An 18,529-nucleotide genomic window follows, 5' to 3' on the forward strand; every position below is an offset into this window, starting at 1 on the left:
GCTACTCCCCTCCCGCGACCCCGGCGAGGCGCGCCGCCAGGTCACGAATCCTCTTGTCGCATCGGTATGCGGCCGGTCCCGCAAAGAAGCGGGCGGTGCACTCCATTACCTCGTCGACAACCACAAGGTCATTCTCGCGAAGCGTCGTGCCCGTGGCCGTGATGTCTACGATGCAGTCTGTCATGCCCACGATGGGTCCAAGCTCGATGTTGCCGTGAAGAGTCACGATGTCCACCTGCTGGCCGATGGAGTCGTAGTAGGCCTGCGTGATGCGTGGGTACTTGGTTGCCACGCGAACGGTGCCGCGCCAGGCGTAGTTGCGCTCAGCGAGGCCCACCTTGGCACGAGGCTCGGCCACCACGAAGCGGCAGCCACCAAAGCCAAGGTCGACCAGCTGGAGCACGTCCATGTTGGCCTCCACGAGCGAATCGCGCCCGCAGATGCCGCAGTCGCAGCCGCCATGGCCCACGAAGGCCGGCGCATCCTGGGCGCGCACGATGACGTACTCCACGTCTCCCTCGCGCACCGTGAGCTGGCGGCCCGGATTGCGCAGGCCCTCGACAGGAAGGCCCGCTGCCTCGAGCACGCGGATGGCACCTTTGAGGAGGGACCCCTTGGGGACGGCGATGCGCAAGGGCCTCTCGGCAAGGCGCACTCCAGGCGTGACCACGCCCGACTCGCCCGGCTCGCCGAGAATCTCCTGCAGACGCTCGAGCGAAAGGGCAAAACCGCAGGCAGCAGTACCTTCTCGGCCGAGATTTGCCAGCACCGCGTCGTAGCGGCCACCGGAGGCCAGAGACGCTGCGATGCCTTCGGCGTAACCCTTGAAGATGATGCCGGTGTAGTAGTCGAATGAGTTGATGATCGAGAAGTCGAATGATGCGCGACCGCCAGAGAAGAGGTCCTGAAGCATAGCCACCAGGCGGTTGAGCTCTGCCGTGCCGCGGGCGGCCTGCTCGACACCCGCCTCCTCAAGCAGCGCATCGAGCGTGGAGGCCACTTCGGGGCCTCCCACCAGACGCGGAATGCCACAGATGGCCCGGGCTGCGGCAGGACTCAGCCCGCCTGCCGCAGTGGCCTTCTCGACTAGCCCGTCCAGCGAAACGAAGTCCGAGTCATGCACCAGGGCAAGGGCCTCTTCGCGGAAGCGGGCGTTGGGCGCACAGGCATCGAGCAGGGCCTTGAGCGGCGTGACCGACCCCAGCACGATGTGCCACGCCGGCACGTCAAGCACATCGAGCGTATCGGCGAGAAGGCGCACGACCTCGTGCTCGGCTGCGGCGCCGTCGCCGCCCACGAGCTCTACGCCCAGCTGCGTGAACTGGCGCGGCTGGCCCTTGAGCGACGACTCCTCACGCACGACCGGTGCCTCGTAGCGAAGACGCACCGGGAGACGGTCCTTCCGCACGCGGGTGGCCACCATGCGTGCGATGGGCAGCGTGAGATCCGGGCGCAGGGTGAGAAGGCTGCCGTCCACGTCGAAGAGCTGGAAGGGCAGGCCCTTGATGCGACCCGCGCGTTCGAGCGCGTCACGTGACTCCAGAAGCGGCGTCTCCACCGGCAGGTAGCCATGCGACGAGAACACCTCGCGCACGGTGCCGGAGATGCGCTCTCTCGCGAGCGCCTCCTGAGGAAGGATGTCTCGAAACCCGCTTGGTGTGCCTGCTATCACGCCTGCCCCTCTCCTTCTGGTACGTAGAGCATACCGCTCCGCCGCGACAGAAATTGCCGCGAGGCGCCTGCGGCCTGTGCGGTCGTACGTGCCTCACGGCCATCTGACGCACCCCCTCGGGCGTAAGTCACTTTAGCATACTAAAGTGCTCATGGCCGTATGGCGACTTGGCGCACAGAGCGTTAACCGTCCATTCATACGGGACCGGAGGAAGGAAGGGTGCCGGAGGGCGGCCGGAGCGATACCGGGAATGCGCAGGCAGTGCTTCTCGGCAGTGAATGTGCACGGTTTGCTCGCCTGCCGCCAATGCCAACGCGTCCCGTATTTTTTAGACGTTTACGGCCGTCTAACCGGCGAAATCTCACGAGGCCAATACCAACCCGTAAGTTTTCGACGGTTAGGGCAGGCTAAACGTCCGAGAAATCGCTAACCGGCGAAAAAGCGAGCCTCTTCGGCAGTCCCCAAGAATGCGTTCGACTGAACCGTCGGTACCTCCCAAGCTTTGTGTACGGCTTCGTTCAATGACCTTAACGCCTGGCCCCCTCAAGCGCCACAGCCACTGACGTCAAACTACATGCAGAACGTATGTTTGTATCGAATGTGACGAACATGTGTTCTATCTCTGATAAGATTGATTCGGCACTTCGGCTTGTGGTATAAGGAAGGTGGTCTTCCCACGTGGAGGGCTTCCGAAAGCCGGGGGTTTCCCCCCGGCATTTTTTATCTCGGGGGAGGCCATTCCGTGAAGGAGCTTTCCATATTTGTAGATGAGTCCGGCGATCCGGGGACCGAGTCAAAGTACTACCTCATCGCTCTCGTCGTACACGAGCAGAAGAACGCCATCGAAAAGTATGAGGACAACTACAAGGCCGCCCTTGCCAGGCAAGACCTAGAGGACATCCCCCTGCACCTCTCCCCGCTCATGAATGGGCACGATGTATATCGCAACCTAAGCGTTGGCATGCGCAAACGCCACCTTGCGGCGTTTCGCGTCTTCATGCAGTACCTTCCGTTCCGGTATGCCGCGTTTGCATATAGGAAGGATGAGCTCGCCAACGGCCCACTCGCTCCAGGAGGGCTTGTGCAACGCGTTCGGAGAGACCTCACGATTCTCCTACTCGACCATCTTGAGTATCTGCAGCAGTTTGATAAGGTCAAAATCTACTACGACAACGTCCAACCCCTTGTCACCAAGGCACTCCACGATGCCGTTGCCCATGCCCTTGCAAAGGACGCCACAATCTATCGAGATGCCACTCCTCAGCGCTATCGCCTCTCCCAGGTTGCCGATTACGTCTGCACAATAGAGCTCGAGGCAATTAAGTACTCCGGCTCTGAGGAAACCGCAACAGACAGGTTATTCCTTGGCACAAAGAGAAGCTTCGAGAAGAATTTCCTAAAGAAGATAAGGAGGCATTCCTTGCGTTAGGCAGATCAGGACCCGTCCCCTGGGGGCAATGGCGGAAATGCGCAGACGGCGCTTATCAGCAGTGGATGTGTACAGGCTTCCCACCTGCCACTAGTGACAGCTAGGCTTTTCAAAGCAGTACCACCGCTGCACCCCCCTACCGGCGCCTGCGCCGCGTTATGCGTGCAAGGGCAGACCTCACGAAACGGGCCTCGGGCACCTTGAAGAGCATGGCAAGTCCGTAGGTGACCAAAACCGAGGGGATGCCCGCCGCCGCGCAATACACCAGCGAGAGAAACGTATGCCCCTCACAGCTGCCCACCAAAGCAGTGAGCGCCCGAAGCACCACGAAGCCAACACCGGAACCGGCAAGCCCAAAGAGGGCCGACTTCGCAAACGATCTCATCGCCGAGCCAAATCCCATGCTGCCAAGCGTGCCACGCAGGTTCATGATTGTCACGATATCGACCAGCAAGAAGAAGACGAACGAAGTCAGGGCGATCACGAACATGGACACCGCCTCGCCAAACCAAGCGGGGTCGAGCAGCAACAGCATGGCCACCTGACCGGCGCCGCCAACCACGTTGGCCAGCGCATACACGCGCATCCGGCGCATGGACGAGGTGACCTTCTGGAAGTACATGCCAATGCCATAGAGCGGCAGCGCACACGCAAGGCCGCAGATGTAGGCGGCCGTCATCCCAAGCTGGTCAGCGGTGAACTTACCCGCGGCAACCAGGGACGAGAGCGGCATGGAGAACGTTACGAGGTACATGCCAAACGGCACCATGAAAAAGAGGATCTGGCTCATGCCCGAGACGACGCCACGCTTGAATCCATCGATGTCGTCGTGCGCAAAGCGGTCGGAGAGCTCGGTGAACATCGCTGTCGTGATGGGGACGGCGAGAATGGCGTAGGGGAGCGTATACCAGAGGCGCGCGTAGTAGATGACCGACGCACCAGAGACCGAGACCGAAAGCGAGGTGCTCTGCTGCACGGATGTGGTGACAAACGAGGTGATCATCACCACGAGGGACGGAATGCCAATCGAGAGCGTATCCCGCAGCGCGGGGTCATGCCAGTCCACGCGCCAGGTGAGGCGTATGCCATGCTTGCGCAGGGAGGGCATCTGAACGAGGACCTGCACGGCCACGCCGGCGGGGTTGCCAATGGCCAAGATCAGCGTTGCCAGCGTGGGGTTGGCGTTCACAAGCGCGGCATAGAGCAGGAACGACGCCGTGATGACAAAGTTGTTGAAAATCGAGCTCGCGCTGCTCCAGAAATAGTCCCTCTCGGCGTTAAGCACGCCCGAGAAGATCGACGACAGCGAGTAGAGCACAACTTCCACTACGAAGAACCTAAAGAGGTAGGTGGCAAAGCCTGCATCGAAGTCGCTTGTCGCCGAGAAGGACTGCGTCCACACGAGCTGGGCGGCAAAGACAAAGCCCAGGATGGTAACGGCACCCATGAGCAGGATGACGATGGAGACTAGGTTGGACGTGTAGCGGCTGGCCCCCTTGGCCCCCTCGCGCTGCTTGACCGACATGTACACCGGCAAAAACGCCGTGACGAGCATGCCGCCCACAACGATCTCGTAGAGCTGGTTGGGAAGGTTGTTTGCCACCGAGTAGCAGCTGGCCACCATGCCGGCGCCAAGGGCGAAGCTCTGCCCCCAGGTGCGGAAGAACCCGGTGATGCGGCTCACAATGACGAGGAAGCTCATGAGCGCGGCATTGCGGCCAACCTGGTTTTCGGTTGACTCAGGGGCCTTTGATGGCTCGGCAGCGGCGACCGTCTGAGCCGGCATCGCAGCGCCCGCCCCCCTGCCGCCCCTCTTGCGAGCCGGTGCCATATGATTGGGCTTCCAGTTTGAGCTGCTGCTCACGCGAGCCGGCGCCATGTGCCTGGGCTTCCAGTTTGAGTTGCTGCTCACCGGGCCTCCTCTCGGCAGATGTCGGCATAGGTGGCGTCGCAAAACGCCTGGAGGTCGTCGGGGGCAAGGCGCAGCGAGAGCCCGCGCCGCCCGCCCGAGATGCCAATCGTGCCAAAAAGCTGGGCCGTCTCGTCTATGAGCGTGGGAAAGCGCTTCTTCATGCCCACAGGCGAGCAACCCCCGCGCACGTAGCCGGTAAGGCCCTCCAGCTCCCTGGTGGGAAGCATCGAGAGGCTCTTCTCGCCCGCCGTCGCGGCCGCCTTCTTGAAGTCGAGCTCCTCACCCACGGGGATGCAGCACACCACATGCGCGCCGGACGGGGCAACCGTCACCAGCGTCTTGAACGAGGACTGCGGGTCGACACCCGCCTCGAGCGCCATGCGCAGCCCCAGCCCGCGCGTGAGATTATCCTCCTCGACCTCTCGGTACGTGAAGGAGATGCCCGCGCGCTCAAGCTCACGCATGGCGTTGGTCTTCTGGAACTTCTCGCGCCTCGCCATGGCTCACGCCTTCTCGGCAGAGAGTCTCGCGCGGTCACGCTCGAGAATGCGGGCCAGGTAGCGACCGGTATAGCTCTGCGGGACCTTGGCAACCTGCTCGGGCGTGCCGTAGGCCACAACGGTTCCGCCGCCCTCTCCGCCCTCCGGGCCCAGGTCAAGCACGCGGTCGGCCATCTTGATCACATCGAGGTTGTGCTCGATGACAAGGACCGTGTTACCGGCGTCAACCAGGCGCTCCAGCACGTCAATGAGCTGGCGAACATCCTCGAAGTGAAGGCCGGTGGTGGGCTCGTCGAGAATGTAGAACGTCTTGCCCGTCTGCTGGCGGTGGAGCTCCTTTGCCAGCTTCACGCGCTGGGCCTCGCCTCCGGAGAGCGTGGTGGCGCTCTGGCCCAGGTGGATGTAGCCCAGGCCCACGTCGTGCAGGGTCTGCAACTTGTTCTTGATGCGCGGGATGTTGGTGAAGAATGCCAGCGCCTCGTTCACGGTCATGTCGAGCACGTCCGAGATGGACTTGCCGTGGTAGGTGACCTCAAGCGTCTCCCTGTTGTAGCGCTTGCCGTGGCAGACCTCGCAGGGAACGTAGACGTCGGGCAGGAAGTTCATCTCGATTTTGATCTGGCCGTCGCCCTTGCATGCCTCGCAGCGGCCACCAGGGACGTTAAACGAGAAGCGACCAGGGCTGTAGCCGCGCGCGCGGCTCTCGGGCGTGGAGGCGAAAAGGGCGCGCAGGTCGTCCCAGAGACCGATGTAGGTTGCGGGGTTGGAGCGCGGCGTGCGGCCGATGGGGCTCTGGTCGATGTCGATGACCTTGTCGATGAGCTCGATTCCCTCGAGCTTCTTGTACGGGCCAACCGGGCGCTTGGATCGCTGGACCGCGTTTGTGAGGGCCGGTGCGAGCGTGTCCGTGACCAGCGAGCTCTTGCCCGAGCCCGAGACGCCCGTGACCACGGTGAGCGTGCCCAGCTCGATCTTGGCGCTTACGTTCTTGAGGTTGTTTGCTCCGGCACCCGTAATCTTGATGACACCACGTCCGGGCTTGCGACGCTCCTCCGGCAGGCGGATCTGACGCCGACCCGTGAGGAAGGCACCGGTAAGGGAGTCGGGGCTCTCCTCAATCTGTTGCGAGGTGCCGGCGGCAACTACGTGGCCGCCCAGCTCGCCCGCACCGGGCCCCATATCGATCACGTAGTCGGCGGCGAGAATGGTGTCCTCGTCGTGCTCGACCACGATCACGGTGTTCCCCATGTCGCGCAGGCTCTTGAGCGTGGCAATCAGGCGGTCGTTGTCGCGCTGGTGAAGGCCGATAGAAGGCTCGTCCAAGATGTAGAGGACGCCCATGAGCCCGGCACCGATCTGCGTGGCCAAGCGGATGCGTTGCGCCTCTCCGCCAGAGAGCGTGGCGGCGGCGCGGCTGAGCGTGAGGTAGTCGAGACCCACGTTAACCATGAAGCGCAAGCGAGCCTTGACCTCCTTCACGATGGGTACGGCGATTGCCCGCTGGCGCTCGGGAATCTCGAGCGCTTCGAAGAAGGCCAGGCAGTCATGGCACGAGAGGTCGCAGACCTCGTTGATGTTCTTGTCGCCCACCGTGACGGCGAGGATCTCGGGCTTCAGGCGCGCACCGTGGCAGGTTGGGCAGGGCACCTCGTGGATGAAGCGCTCGAGGTGCGTCCTCATGGTCTCCGAGGTGGTCTCCTGGTACTTGTCGAAGAGGATCTTGCGCACGCCGGAGTACGTCGTGAACCAGTGGGTGTTGCGTCCGTCTCGCGTGCGGTAGTCAACGCGGACCTTCGTGGTGCCCAGTCCGTCGAGAAGGGCCTTCTGGACCTTCTTGGGGAGGTCCTTCCAAGGCGTTTGGTCCGAGGCACCAAGATACGTGCAGACGGCCGAGAGAATCTGTGGGTAGTAGTTGGAGTGACCAAAGATCGACCCAAAGACGCCCTCGGAAACGGAGAGCGACGGGTCGTCGATCAGGGCCTCGGCGTCCACGACCTTGCGAAAGCCCAGGCCATCACAGTCAGGACAGGCGCCATAGGGCGCGTTGAACGAGAAGTCACGCGGCTGGAGGTCGTCAATCGAGTGCCCGTGGATGGGGCATGCCAGCGCCAGCGAGTACTGCAGAAGCTCGCCGGGCATAGCCTCGGGGTCGTCGCGGTCGGGCAGGAGGTAGACGCCAACCTTGCCGGCGGCCAGCTTGGTTGCCTGCTCGATGGCCTCCACGATGCGGTTCAGGGAGTTCTCGCGGATAACGATGCGGTCGACCACGACCTCGACGGTGTGCTTGAGCTTCTTCTCCAGGCGGATCTCGCCTTCGAGCTCGCGCACCTCTCCGTCGATGCGCACGCGAGAGAAGCCCTCGCGGCGCAGGTCCTCGAAGAGCTTGGTGTACTCGCCCTTGCGGCCGAGAACGACGGGCGCCAGCACAAGAGCGCGGCGGCCAAGCCCCTGAGCCAGGACCTTGTCGGCAACCTGGTCGGTGGTCTGACGCTCAATCACGCGCCCGCACTCGGGGCAGTGGGGCACACCCACGCGCGCAAAGAGGAGACGCAGGTAGTCATAGATTTCGGTGACGGTGCCCACCGTCGAGCGCGGGTTTCTCGACGTGGACTTCTGGTCAATCGAGACGGCCGGCGAAAGGCCGTCGATGGAGTCGAGGTCGGGCTTGTTCATCTGGCCCAGGAACTGGCGCGCGTAGCTGGAAAGGCTCTCGACGTAGCGGCGCTGGCCCTCGGCGTAGATGGTGTCAAAGGCAAGGCTCGACTTGCCCGAGCCGGAGAGGCCCGTGATGACCGTGAGCTTGTCGCGCGGGATGCGCACGTCGATGTCCTGCAGGTTATGCTCGCGTGCCCCGCGTATGACTATGGAATCGGATGCCATGTGAGGTGGCTCCCCTCGTCGTTGCTTGTGTTTCTGGTGGCCGGTTCCGCGGGATGGCGTTGGGTGCCATCTCTCGCGGACGTTTTTTGCCAGCCTTTGAGTTTAGCTAAGCTGTGCCCCGGAGCACAGCCCCGCCCTTCTCGCACACGTCGCAACGACAATTCATACGGTTGGGCGCCCGGTGTCAGCGGCAGTCGATGCGCCTCTTCCTTCTCGCCTCTCGACTCTCGTCGGGCTTCCACGGGCGGACGTTGTCCGCGACTCTCCGCCGTACCTCCTGCCCTGTCCGCGCCGACCCCCAAGCTGCGCCGCCACGCCCCCTCGTTCTCGAGCGGAATCCGTGACCATGGCCCCCAAGCTCGCGCATAATCCGCTCGCTCTCGCCACCCCCTAACGGGCCGGCAGCACCACCTATTGGCGCCCGGCGCTTGTTACCGGCTCGACGTGACGCCCGGACATTCCCCAGATAACGTCTGCACCAGCTCGACGCGCCGGTAACAACGGCAATCGGGCAGCGCATGTTGTTACCGACTCGCGGCTTCCATCGGACCTCACCTGGGAAAACGAGGAAGGATAATGCTGGGCCGGTAACAACGGGCTCGATCGCCGGGCGAGCGAGGGGGCCTTGTTGCCGGCTCGGCAAGCAAATTGTGCGTATGGCCACCAAGCTCGCGCGCGACCCCCTCACTCCCTCCGCCCCCCGGGGTCGCCCGACCCGACTCGACGCCCTCGCCCCGCGGCACCAATCGTGCGACGGGGGCACAACACAAATTAGCTGTCCTTATGCGCGAGCTTGGGGGCCATGTCCGTGACTTTGGGATTGCGTTTGCCCAGCTTGCGGGAGGTGCGACTCAGGGATTCCGCTCAAGAACGCGCCGCCCCGCTGGGAGTCGCCGGGAGACGACGAGGGAGGGTGCCCCACATATAGCACTCAGACGTAGTCGGAAGCCCCGCCATTGGTGGGGCTTCCTCCATTACTGTGCCCGAAAAGGGCCCGATGCTAGGAGGAGGCTTCGGGTGGGTTGAGCAATTGGGAGCAAACGGCGGCGTCGGGGAATCAGAGATGCGGCCGCGTTCGGGGCCGTCGGTGAGCGGCCGTTGGAGGACGCCGATTGCACGACGGGACTTTCTGTCAGTCCGTCGTTCAGCTCAGCTGAGCAGGACGCCGTTCCGGTTGCTGGACTGCCGATGAGCGGCTCGCCCCTCTCGCCAAACCTAAAGATTCCGATCGTTTATCGGTCCTTCTGGCGGCGGACTCCCTCAGGCCGCGCCCCCCGTGCCCCCGCTGCGGCGACGGGGGCGCCCCGTGAGGGACGGGCGTGCGCCCAACGGGTCCCAGAGGTGGCGCTGCCAGGCGTGCGGCAGGAGGTACGGCTCGCTCGCGGGCACGATATTCGAGCGCACGAAGGCCGACTTCCCCACCTGGGTCGCGTTCGTGTCGGCGATGTGCCGGAACTGCCAGCTCGACGCGGCCGCCGAGCTCTGCGGCATCTCCCACAGGTCCGCCTTCGAGTGGCGCCACCGGGTCTTCGCCGCGGTGAGGACGGGGCAGGACTCGATCGCGCTGTCCGGGCGCGTGCGGATCGACGAGACCTACGTGACCGACGCCTCGCTCATGGGGGACCCGGACTGGAGGCCGAGGAGCGGCCTGACCAGGAACAAGCTCTGCAACACGACAAGGAGAGGTCCCACAGGGCGCTCGTCAGGGCGCTCGGCGGGACCGACGAGGCGTACAAGGCCGACGCCCGCGACCCCGCCTACATCGAGGGGATGCGGCTCGTGAACAGCCTCTGCTCCTGAATCAAGCGCTACCTGTGGCGGTTCCCGGGGATGAGGCCGGAGAACCTGCAGGACTACCTCAACTGGTACGTCTACCTCTTCAGGGCCAAGCGCGACGACGAGATGTGGCCAAAGCTGGAAAGGGTGGTCCGCCACCTGGTGATGACCGACGCCACATACCGCAGGACAGGAGGGTTATAGCATCACCCGTTTGATCTACTGGTAGATTTTTACATTATCCTAATTTTAAAAACACCTAAGAGAACTCTCCATTGGCCGAAAGGCTGTCGACATTGTAGACACATCCAATACATTTTTACTGAGGAGGTGATGAAACCAAACAATGGGCTACATGCAAGTTGGCAAACATGCTTCAGAAACGGGCGATCAAACGAGTGCTCATTGCGATGTTCTAGCACGTTAGATAGGGAAAATCAGATGTCAGGAGGTCTAGATGAGTCGACGCGCGCTAAGTTACTATGCTCTCTTCAGTCTTACTTATACTGACAATGATTTTAGGTTGCATCTTCGGTCCGTCGACTGCGTATGCAGCCGAGCCAAACGGCCAAGAGGAAGTCGAGGCAGCCTTCGATCTCGAACAATATCTGCCCCAATCAAAAACGATATTTCTTGCTAACGGCGAGGAGGCCGAAATTGGTATCCGACCAGTTCCGACCATCCGTCCAATGTGGGATTCGTACTATAGCAATGCGTCTGGTGACTGGGAGATTTACTACAACTCCCCCATCATCTATCGCCATTTTTATATAACAATCGACAATCACAAGATCACTCGGGCCCACAGCCCCTCATATACAACATTTCTATGCTCTGTAACTGGAGAGCAGTTTAGCTGGAGCAGCACCGTAGCCACATATCGATTGAACATCGAAGTCACAGGGGGAATGGGGTCGACGGTTGCAGCACTTCAAGCGCTTATGGAAGGCACAACCCTGCACACGTATGCAAATTATAGGAGCTGAACAGTTATGTACCAAGGTCTGAGCGCGCCTGAGCCCATAATCTTGGGGACCGTTGCCATCATGGTTGGAGTGATTGTGCTTATCGTGCGCGTTATTGTGCGCGCAATTCGCAAGTAGCACCGGTTCGGTTGTGAATCAAAGGATTTGCCCCCAATAGTTTCGAGAGAAAGGGTAATCCCCCGTCTTAGAGAAGGCGGAGGTCTTTTCGTGCGAGAACCCCCGGGCATCGTTCTGACCGTCAAACGCACAATATCTCCGACAGACAAGAACCGACGAGAAGGTCTGACAACACCACACAACGAGCTGGCAAAGCACTCGCATTAAGAGCCCCCCATCAGTTGCCGGAAGAGCCCCAATGTTGCCAAGCGCAACAAAAACGCCCCTCCGGCGACTTCAATCGCCGGAGGGGCACCAAAGTTGCAATCCGCGAGCGGCGCCTGTGCGCCACGTCCTCGCAACTACGCCTTGGCCTCGGCCTTGTCGTCCTTCTTGTCCGGCATGATCCAGAACTTGAGCAGCGGGAAGCTCACGACGACGGCCGCCAGCGTGTTGACCGCAGAGGCAACGGTACCGGAGAGACCCGCGTCCCAGCCAAAGGTGGTCTGGCAGAAGGACGTCACGTAGCTCGGCAGAATCAGGTTGACCACCACGATGAGCACGGCGAGCAGGGCGTACTTCCAGGCGGCATCCTTAAACGAGGTGTCGGAGTCGAACACCAAAAACATCTGCACGAAGAAGTTCACGACCTGCGCCAGCACCTCGGCGATAAGAAACGTGATAAAGCCACCCAGGTAGTTCGAGCCCGCGGTGGTGTAGTCGAACAGCCAGAACTTAAACGGGCTGTCGAGCTGCATCGCGTTGATGAAGATCGCGGTGCCCACCCACGTGCACACGAAGCGCGTGATGGTGGAGATGTTTGACAGCACGTTGAACTTGATGAACTGCCAGAGCGTCTTGTGCTCCTCGGTCCAGGTCTTGAAGCTCATTGCTCGCCCCTCCTTCCCGGCACAACGGCCGATAAACCCTCGCATATCCAACCCCGCGCCATCCCACCTGGCAGCGCGGTCAAGTGCAGGGACTACTTCCCCGCAGCCTTAAGCGCACCTGCGGTGCGTGCGTTACCGATGAGATTCGCGACAAAGGCGACAAGGATCGGCACAATGAACCAGAGGAACCACACCAGAACAAAGCCGTTGCCAGTCCTAAGCTGGACGAGCAGAGCCGGCACGATACCCGCAATTCCCCACCATCTGATCTCACGCACGATCGCGTCGACCATACCTACTGAGACCATGCCATTGGTCATCTTGGCAAGGGCGCGTAGCGGCATGTTCCAGATGAACAGCACGTTGAGGTTGGGCTTGCCCGAGGCATCCGATGCACGCTTCATGGCAGCCAGCACCAACCACACAACCCAGAAGATCGGCGAACGGCCGTGGTTGAGGTCGCAGAAGCACATGTTGCGGTCAATGCGCACCTTGGGGCTGGGGATGGGGTGGCCGAGAAGCGCCGCGAAGCGCGCGTCGTCCACGTTCTGGACCTTGCCCGTCTCGTAAGGCATTGCGTCCACGCTAGCGTACGGGTCGGCCGCGCCGGTTCCGGCAACCTCGACGGTCCCCACCAGCCTGATGTCCTCGCTGGAGGCACCAACGCGCAGCTCGTAGGTGCCGCCCTCGACCTCCCACGCATCGGTGGCAACGTTGAAGTAGCGAAACGCCTTGTCGTCCAAGGCGATGCTCGCCTGCCTGCTCTCGTGTGCCGCAAGCTCCACGCGCGCAAAGCCCTTGAGCTCCTGCGCAGCGCGGAACACATTGTGATCCGGCTTGGCCACGTAGAGCTGGCAGACCTCGGTACCAGCGCAGTCGCCCTCGTTGGCAAGGGTGAAGGTGACGCCCTCGGGGGTCGCGGTAAGGTCGCTGTACGAGAAGTTCGTATACGAGAGGCCATAGCCAAACGGGAACGCCACATCGACGCCAGCGGTCTGGTAGTAGCGATAGCCCACGTAGATGCCCTCGCGGTACTCCGCGCTCATGCCCTGGGCAGGGAAGCGGCCCGCTGTGGGTGTGTCGGCCAGACGGTGTGGCCAGGTCTCGGTGAGCTTGCCGGAAGGGTTCACGCGACCGCAGACTAGATCGAGTGCCGCACCGGCGCCGGCCTGACCGCCGAGGGCAAGATAGAATACCGCACGGGCATCGGCCGCCCAGTCCGTCTCGACGCAGGAGCCAGCCGAGAGAAGCACGACCACGTTGGGGTTTGCCTGAGAAAGGGCGTGGAGCAGCTCCACCTGGTTGTCGTTGAGGCGCATGTCGCGACGGTCCGCGCCCTCAGACTCGGCAATCTCGTCAAGCGCGAGGCAGGCGATAACAACGTCGGCGTGGCGCGCAAGGTCGACGGCAGCATCGCGCTTGGCAGCATCTTCTCCGCCGTGGCGAAGGAAGCCAGGCTCGTATCCAACGAGGGTAAGGCCGCTCTCCCCTACCAGGTCAAGCACGTTGTCGACCTTCGTGGAGTTGACCGCAGAGGAGCCGGCGCCTTGGTACCTGGGCTCGCGGGCAAAGTCGCCCACGAGGGCCACCCTGGTACCGGCGGCCAACGGGAGAAGCGAGCCCTCGTTCTTGAGCAGCACCGCACCCTCGGCCGCCGCCTGGCGGGCAAGCGCGTGGTGCGCGTCCTTGTCAAACTCGCCCGTGGCACGCTCGACAGCCGGGCGCGTGGAGAGCACGAGCTCCAGCGCGTCATCCACGCAGCCGTCCAGCACCTCCTCGGAGAGCCTTCCGGAGTGCACCGCGGCCACAAGCTGGCGAATGGAGTCCATGCCCGGCGCGGGCATCTCGAAGGTGGAACCCGCCCCGATGCCGGCGACGTGGTCGTTCGAGCCGCCCCAGTCGGTCACCACGGCACCGCCGAAGCCCCACTCACCGTACAGGATGTCGCGCAGCAGATGGCGGTTCTCGTTGGCATAGGTGCCGTTGATGAGGTTGTAGGAACTCATGATCGACTTTGGATGGGCCTCGCGCACCACAATCTCGAAGGCCGTGAGGTAGTTCTCGCGCAGGGTGCGCTCGTCGAGCACCGAGTTGGATGCCTGGCGACGCGTCTCCTGGCTGTTGGCGGCAAAGTGCTTGGGGCAGGCAGCAATGCCCTTCGATTGGATGCCGCGCACGTAGGATGCGGCCATCTTGCCCGCAAGATAGGGGTCTTCGGAGAAGTACTCGAAGTTGCGCCCACAGAGCGGCGAGCGCTTTATGCACAGGCCCGGCCCCAGGAGTGTCCCCACGCCCTGTGCCGCGGCCTCCTCGCCCAGGGCCTCGCCGATCTTCTCTCCCAGTGCCTTGTCCCAGGTGTTTGCCACCGTGACCGCCGTGGGAAAGCAGGTGGCGGGCTCGGAGCCCGCGATGCCCAGGTGGTCGGCCGCACCCAGCTGGTGGCGAAGGCCATTGGGGCCGTCGGAGAACTCCATGGCAGGGATGCCCAGGCGCTCACTGCCCCAGCTTCCAAAGGTCGTCGCCCCCTGGAGGAGCGCGCACTTCTCCTCTAACGTCATCTTCCCGATAAGATCCGCGTGCTTCATCGAATCCGCTCCCTCGCATACAGGGCGCTCCACCGCGCCCCTCGACTGCATCAACTCTATTTCCTCTCCCGTTGCGCCGGTGAGATGTGTCACATTCGGTCTGTCACACGCCACGAATGGCCGGTCCCATGGCCGGCCGCCGCGGATCCACAGCCAGCGCGCTGCAGAAGAGCCCCCTCAGCCGTAACAGTAGGCGGCACAATCGCGGCCGAGCGCCAAGGGGCGTAATCCGTCAAAACTGGGTCGCGGACTGCAGCGGCCCCGCGCGGGTGCACTGCCGGCCAACGCAAGGGTCGAGAACCACAGGCGCATGGACGCCCAAAACAACCTGGAATCCAAGCACCTCGCACGCTCGCCCGCCTTCGCGTACCATATTTCATGGGAATGGAGGGCATTCATGTATCGCATACTCATGGTTGAGGACGACGAGCGAGAGGCTGAGACGCTTCGCCACAGCCTCGAGCGCTACGCACGCGAGAACGGCGTGGAGTTCCAGGTGAGCTGGGAGAAGTCTGCCCTGGGCGCAACCGCGGGCGACGCGAAGTTCGACCTCATCTTCATGGACATTGGGCTTCCCGGCATCAACGGCATGGAGGCGGCAACGCTCATCCGCACCTACGACTCCGAGACACCCATCATCTTTGTAACCAACCTCGCCCAGTACGCGGTGCGTGGCTACGAGGTGGATGCCCTGGACTTTGTGGTGAAGCCCGTCTCGTACTACAACTTCAGGATGCGCATGGACAAGGCGATGCGCATCCTGAGGAGAAGCTCCGGCACAAACGTGGTGGTGACCTCCCACGACGGCCTGCGCGTCATACCTGCCGCCGAGCTGGTGGCCGTCGAGGTCTCCAACCACAGTCTGGTCTATCACCTATCCAACGGCCAGACCTACGTGGTGCGCGGGAGCCTCTCCAAAACGGAGGAGAAGCTCTCACAGGCCCCCTTTGTGCGCATCTCGAACAGCTGCCTGCTCAACATGGCATACGTACGCACCGTAACCGGGTCCGAGGTGCGCACCACCACGGGCGAGACGTACTTCTTCAGCCGGTCGCGACGTCGTCCCGCCATTGACGAGATAGCCAAGTACCTGGGCGGATCCATCTAATGGACGCCACCCTTGCGGCAAGCTCGCTCGGGACTGCAACGCAGATTGCGGTGGCCATGCTCCTTTTTGCCTGGCCGCTTCCCAAGCGCCCCCACTTCTGGGCTCGTCTTATCAGCCTGACCATAGTGGGAGTCGCCCTCACGCTTGTGGCGGTTGGCGCGTCCAATGCCACCGGCATGTCTTCAAGCGTGGGTCCCACGCGAGTCCTTGGGGAGTTCCTGCTCTTCTCGATTGTGCTCGTGCTAGCCGTACCGTTGCTGCTCGCCCTCTTCGACGCCTCGGTCTGGGTGGCGCTCTTCTTTGCCACCGCGGGATACACCCTGCAAAACTTCGCGAGCGGCACCGAGGGCCTTATCGTCTTTGTGATGGGAGAGCCCCCTGCCCCACTCTACCTGGCACAGGCGGCAGCCGTCACCTGCATCATCTACGTCCTGGGCTACCTGGCCTTCGCCCTGCCGGTGAGACGCCACCGCCTGGCAGACGTCGAAGACCACGCCATGCTTGTGGTCGTGGCGGCGGTTATTCTCGTGGTCATTGCCTTTGACCTGGTAAACAAGTCATTGCCCGCACTTGGCGCAGGCGGGATGGACGTGGTGCTTCTACGCCTCATCCACGGCATCTCCTGCGTGTTCATGCTTACCGTGGAGTTCGAGCTGCTCTACACGAGAAGCCTGCGCACGAGCATTGCCGCCAGGGAGCGTGCGCGTGCCGACGATGCCAAGGGCCTTGCGGCGTCACGCGCCAACGCACAGGCCATCAACATGCGCATGCATGACATTCGCCACCAGCTGCGCGACCTCGAGTCGCTGGGCTTTGTGGGCGCCGACGCCCTTGCAGACCTGGAGCGTCGGCTAAGCGTCTACGATGCCGCCATGAAGACCGGAAACGTGACCCTCGACACCGTGCTCACCGAGAAGGGCCTGGTGTGCGAGCGCGGGGGCATCGCTCTTGGCTGCGTGGTCGATGGCGACGCGCTCTCCTTCATGGCACCCGCAGACATCTACTCGCTCTTTGGCGACGCCGTCGACAACGCAATGGAGGCCGTCGAGAAGCTCGATGACCCCGAGAAGCGCGTGATCGACCTCTCCGTGAGAAGCACCGGCGGCATGGTGAGCGCGCACGTGGAGAACTACTTCCAAGGAGACGTCCGGGTCTCGAACGGACTGCCACTTGCACAGACGCGCCAAGACGCCCGCGGCTATGGCGCGCGTCACATGCGTGCCGTCGCAGAGCGCTACGGCGGCTCGATCACCACGAGCACTGACGGCGACCTCTTTAGGCTGGATGTTCTCATCCCAATCCCGGCTAAGGGGGAGGCCGCGCACGCGTGAGCACGACCATCGCAGCCATCATGACAAGGTCGGCCCTCATCCTGGCCGCAACCATATCCACGCAGCTCGTGATAGCTGTAGGGATGTTTGCGGCCCTGCTTCCCAAGCGCAGTCTCTTCGCGTTGCGCGGCGTTGCGTCCTGCACGGCCATGGCACTCGTCTCGTTTGCGCTCTATAGGAACTCGCTCGTCATCTCGGTCTTCTCGTCGCGAACGGTCTCGTTTGTGGCCGAGGCGCTGGGCTTTGTGGCAATGCTGGCGCTCATCGTTGGGTCGCTGGTCCTTTGCTTTGAGGTGTCCATCTGGACGGCGCTCTTCTGCGCAACGGCGGGATACATCATCCAGAACCTCGCGAGTTGCGTGACCTACTCGGCGTTTCTTCTTGCCGAGGGCACGGGAACCAACATGGCCAGCCCCTTGTTCTTGCCACTCAACCTTTTGGGCATGGCCGTGGTCTACCCGGTGTGCTACTGGTTCTTTGTGCGGCCCATCCATAAGAACGGCCTGATAGAAATCGAGAACAAAAGGATCCTTCTGGTGCTTGCGCTGGTGGTGCTCATCGCCATCGTCTTTGACATGGAGAACAAGTACCTGCTGATTGCCGGCATTCCCGTACCGCTCGTGATGGTGCTGCGCGCCGTACACGACGTGATCTGCGTCTTCGCGCTGGCACTCGAGTTTGAGATGCTCTACTCGCGCCAGCTCGAGTCTGACATGGCAGCCTTGGAACGCATGGATGCCGACCAGGAGGCCCACTACACGCTCATGCGCGAGAGCGTAGAGGCTGTAAACGCACGCATGAAGGCGCTGCGCCGTCGCGTGCGTGCGGCGGCGCGAGAAGGCGGGGCAAACGCTGCGAAGCTCGAGGAGCTGGCGGGCGAGGCACGCATGCCAGAGCTTAGGCTGAAGACCGGAAACGACGCTCTGGACGCACTCCTCCTTGTGAAAGGCCTTGTGTGCGAGCGCGAGGGAGCCACGCTCTCGTGTATCGCCGACGGCTCGGCACTGTCATTCATGGACCCTGTCGACATCTATTCATTGGTGGGAAACGCCCTCGACAACTCGCTGGACGCCATACGCAAGCTCCCCGACCCCAACAGGCGCGCCATTGGCCTGGTGGCTCGGCGCACGGGCGGGATGCTCACACTCAACGTGACCAACTACTTCGACGGCAACGTGACGATGGTCGACGGACTGCCCAAGACCACGGCCGCCGACCCCACCGGCCACGGGCTGGGCTCGCGCTCCATGCGAGACGTTGCCGAGAAGTACGGCGGTTCCGTGACCTTCAGCCACGACGATGACGTGTTCCACGTGAACGTGCTGATACCGATCCCGGAGTGAGGGCAGCGCCGGCCGTGTGCC

Annotated in this window: 13 protein-coding genes; 7 read left to right on the top strand and 6 right to left on the bottom strand. The window is 62.5% G+C overall.

The annotated features are described in order from the left end of the window. Position 1: 1 nt before the first annotated feature. Complete coding sequence (gene hisG / locus ACO59D_RS05215; RefSeq protein WP_485126069.1) at positions 2-1,672, bottom strand: ATP phosphoribosyltransferase; 1,671 nt, start codon at positions 1,670-1,672, stop codon at positions 2-4. Between the two features lie 742 nt (positions 1,673-2,414). Between hisG and ACO59D_RS05220 the strand changes: the two genes are divergently transcribed. Further along, the gene (locus ACO59D_RS05220; RefSeq protein ID WP_485126070.1) at positions 2,415-3,101 is read left to right on the top strand and encodes a DUF3800 domain-containing protein; all 687 of its coding nucleotides are present in this window, start codon (positions 2,415-2,417) and stop codon (positions 3,099-3,101) included. Positions 3,102-3,237: 136 nt separating this feature from the next. Here ACO59D_RS05220 and murJ read toward each other — a convergent pair whose 3' ends face one another. From murJ to uvrA, 3 genes are read right to left on the bottom strand one after another with little or no spacing between them, the layout of a single operon-like run. Beyond that, positions 3,238-5,013, bottom strand: a complete 1,776-nt coding sequence (murJ, locus tag ACO59D_RS05225; protein ID WP_485126071.1) for a murein biosynthesis integral membrane protein MurJ — start codon at positions 5,011-5,013, stop codon at positions 3,238-3,240. Beyond that, on the bottom strand, positions 5,010-5,513 hold the full coding sequence (gene ybaK, locus ACO59D_RS05230) for a Cys-tRNA(Pro) deacylase (protein WP_485126072.1): 504 nt from the start codon (positions 5,511-5,513) through the stop codon (positions 5,010-5,012). The genes murJ and ybaK overlap by 4 nt, the downstream gene beginning before the upstream one ends. Before the next feature lie 3 nt (positions 5,514-5,516). Continuing rightward, positions 5,517-8,393: an excinuclease ABC subunit UvrA gene (gene uvrA / locus ACO59D_RS05235; RefSeq protein WP_485126073.1), complete on the bottom strand. Its 2,877-nt coding sequence runs from the start codon at positions 8,391-8,393 to the stop codon at positions 5,517-5,519. A gap of 1,306 nt (positions 8,394-9,699) precedes the next feature. Here uvrA and ACO59D_RS05240 point away from each other — a divergent pair. From ACO59D_RS05240 to ACO59D_RS05250, 3 genes are all read left to right on the top strand, one after another. Then, a complete protein-coding gene (locus tag ACO59D_RS05240; RefSeq protein WP_485126074.1) occupies positions 9,700-10,176 on the top strand; it encodes a transposase in 477 nt (158 codons plus the stop codon). A gap of 47 nt (positions 10,177-10,223) precedes the next feature. Then, complete coding sequence (locus tag ACO59D_RS05245) at positions 10,224-10,373, top strand: hypothetical protein (RefSeq protein ID WP_485126075.1); 150 nt, start codon at positions 10,224-10,226, stop codon at positions 10,371-10,373. Positions 10,374-10,681: 308 nt separating this feature from the next. After that, a complete protein-coding gene (locus ACO59D_RS05250; protein ID WP_485126102.1) occupies positions 10,682-11,155 on the top strand; it encodes a DUF5626 family protein in 474 nt (157 codons plus the stop codon). A 458-nt stretch (positions 11,156-11,613) separates the two neighbouring features. Here ACO59D_RS05250 and ACO59D_RS05255 read toward each other — a convergent pair whose 3' ends face one another. Together ACO59D_RS05255 and ACO59D_RS05260 are read right to left on the bottom strand one after the other, a co-directional pair. After that, on the bottom strand, positions 11,614-12,141 hold the full coding sequence (locus ACO59D_RS05255; RefSeq protein ID WP_485126076.1) for a PTS cellobiose transporter subunit IIC: 528 nt from the start codon (positions 12,139-12,141) through the stop codon (positions 11,614-11,616). A gap of 92 nt (positions 12,142-12,233) precedes the next feature. Next, positions 12,234-14,726, bottom strand: a complete 2,493-nt coding sequence (locus ACO59D_RS05260) for a glycoside hydrolase family 3 C-terminal domain-containing protein (protein WP_485126077.1) — start codon at positions 14,724-14,726, stop codon at positions 12,234-12,236. A gap of 397 nt (positions 14,727-15,123) precedes the next feature. Here ACO59D_RS05260 and ACO59D_RS05265 point away from each other — a divergent pair, with 397 nt between their 5' ends. From ACO59D_RS05265 to ACO59D_RS05275, 3 genes are read left to right on the top strand one after another with little or no spacing between them, the layout of a single operon-like run. Then, positions 15,124-15,834: a LytR/AlgR family response regulator transcription factor gene (locus ACO59D_RS05265; protein ID WP_485126078.1), complete on the top strand. Its 711-nt coding sequence runs from the start codon at positions 15,124-15,126 to the stop codon at positions 15,832-15,834. Then, on the top strand, positions 15,834-17,165 hold the full coding sequence (locus ACO59D_RS05270) for an ATP-binding protein (RefSeq protein ID WP_485126079.1): 1,332 nt from the start codon (positions 15,834-15,836) through the stop codon (positions 17,163-17,165). The genes ACO59D_RS05265 and ACO59D_RS05270 overlap by 1 nt, the downstream gene beginning before the upstream one ends. Next, complete coding sequence (locus tag ACO59D_RS05275; protein ID WP_485126080.1) at positions 17,162-18,508, top strand: ATP-binding protein; 1,347 nt, start codon at positions 17,162-17,164, stop codon at positions 18,506-18,508. The genes ACO59D_RS05270 and ACO59D_RS05275 overlap by 4 nt, the downstream gene beginning before the upstream one ends. Positions 18,509-18,529: the final 21 nt, after the last annotated feature.

Source organism: Tractidigestivibacter sp. (genome assembly GCF_057241865.1).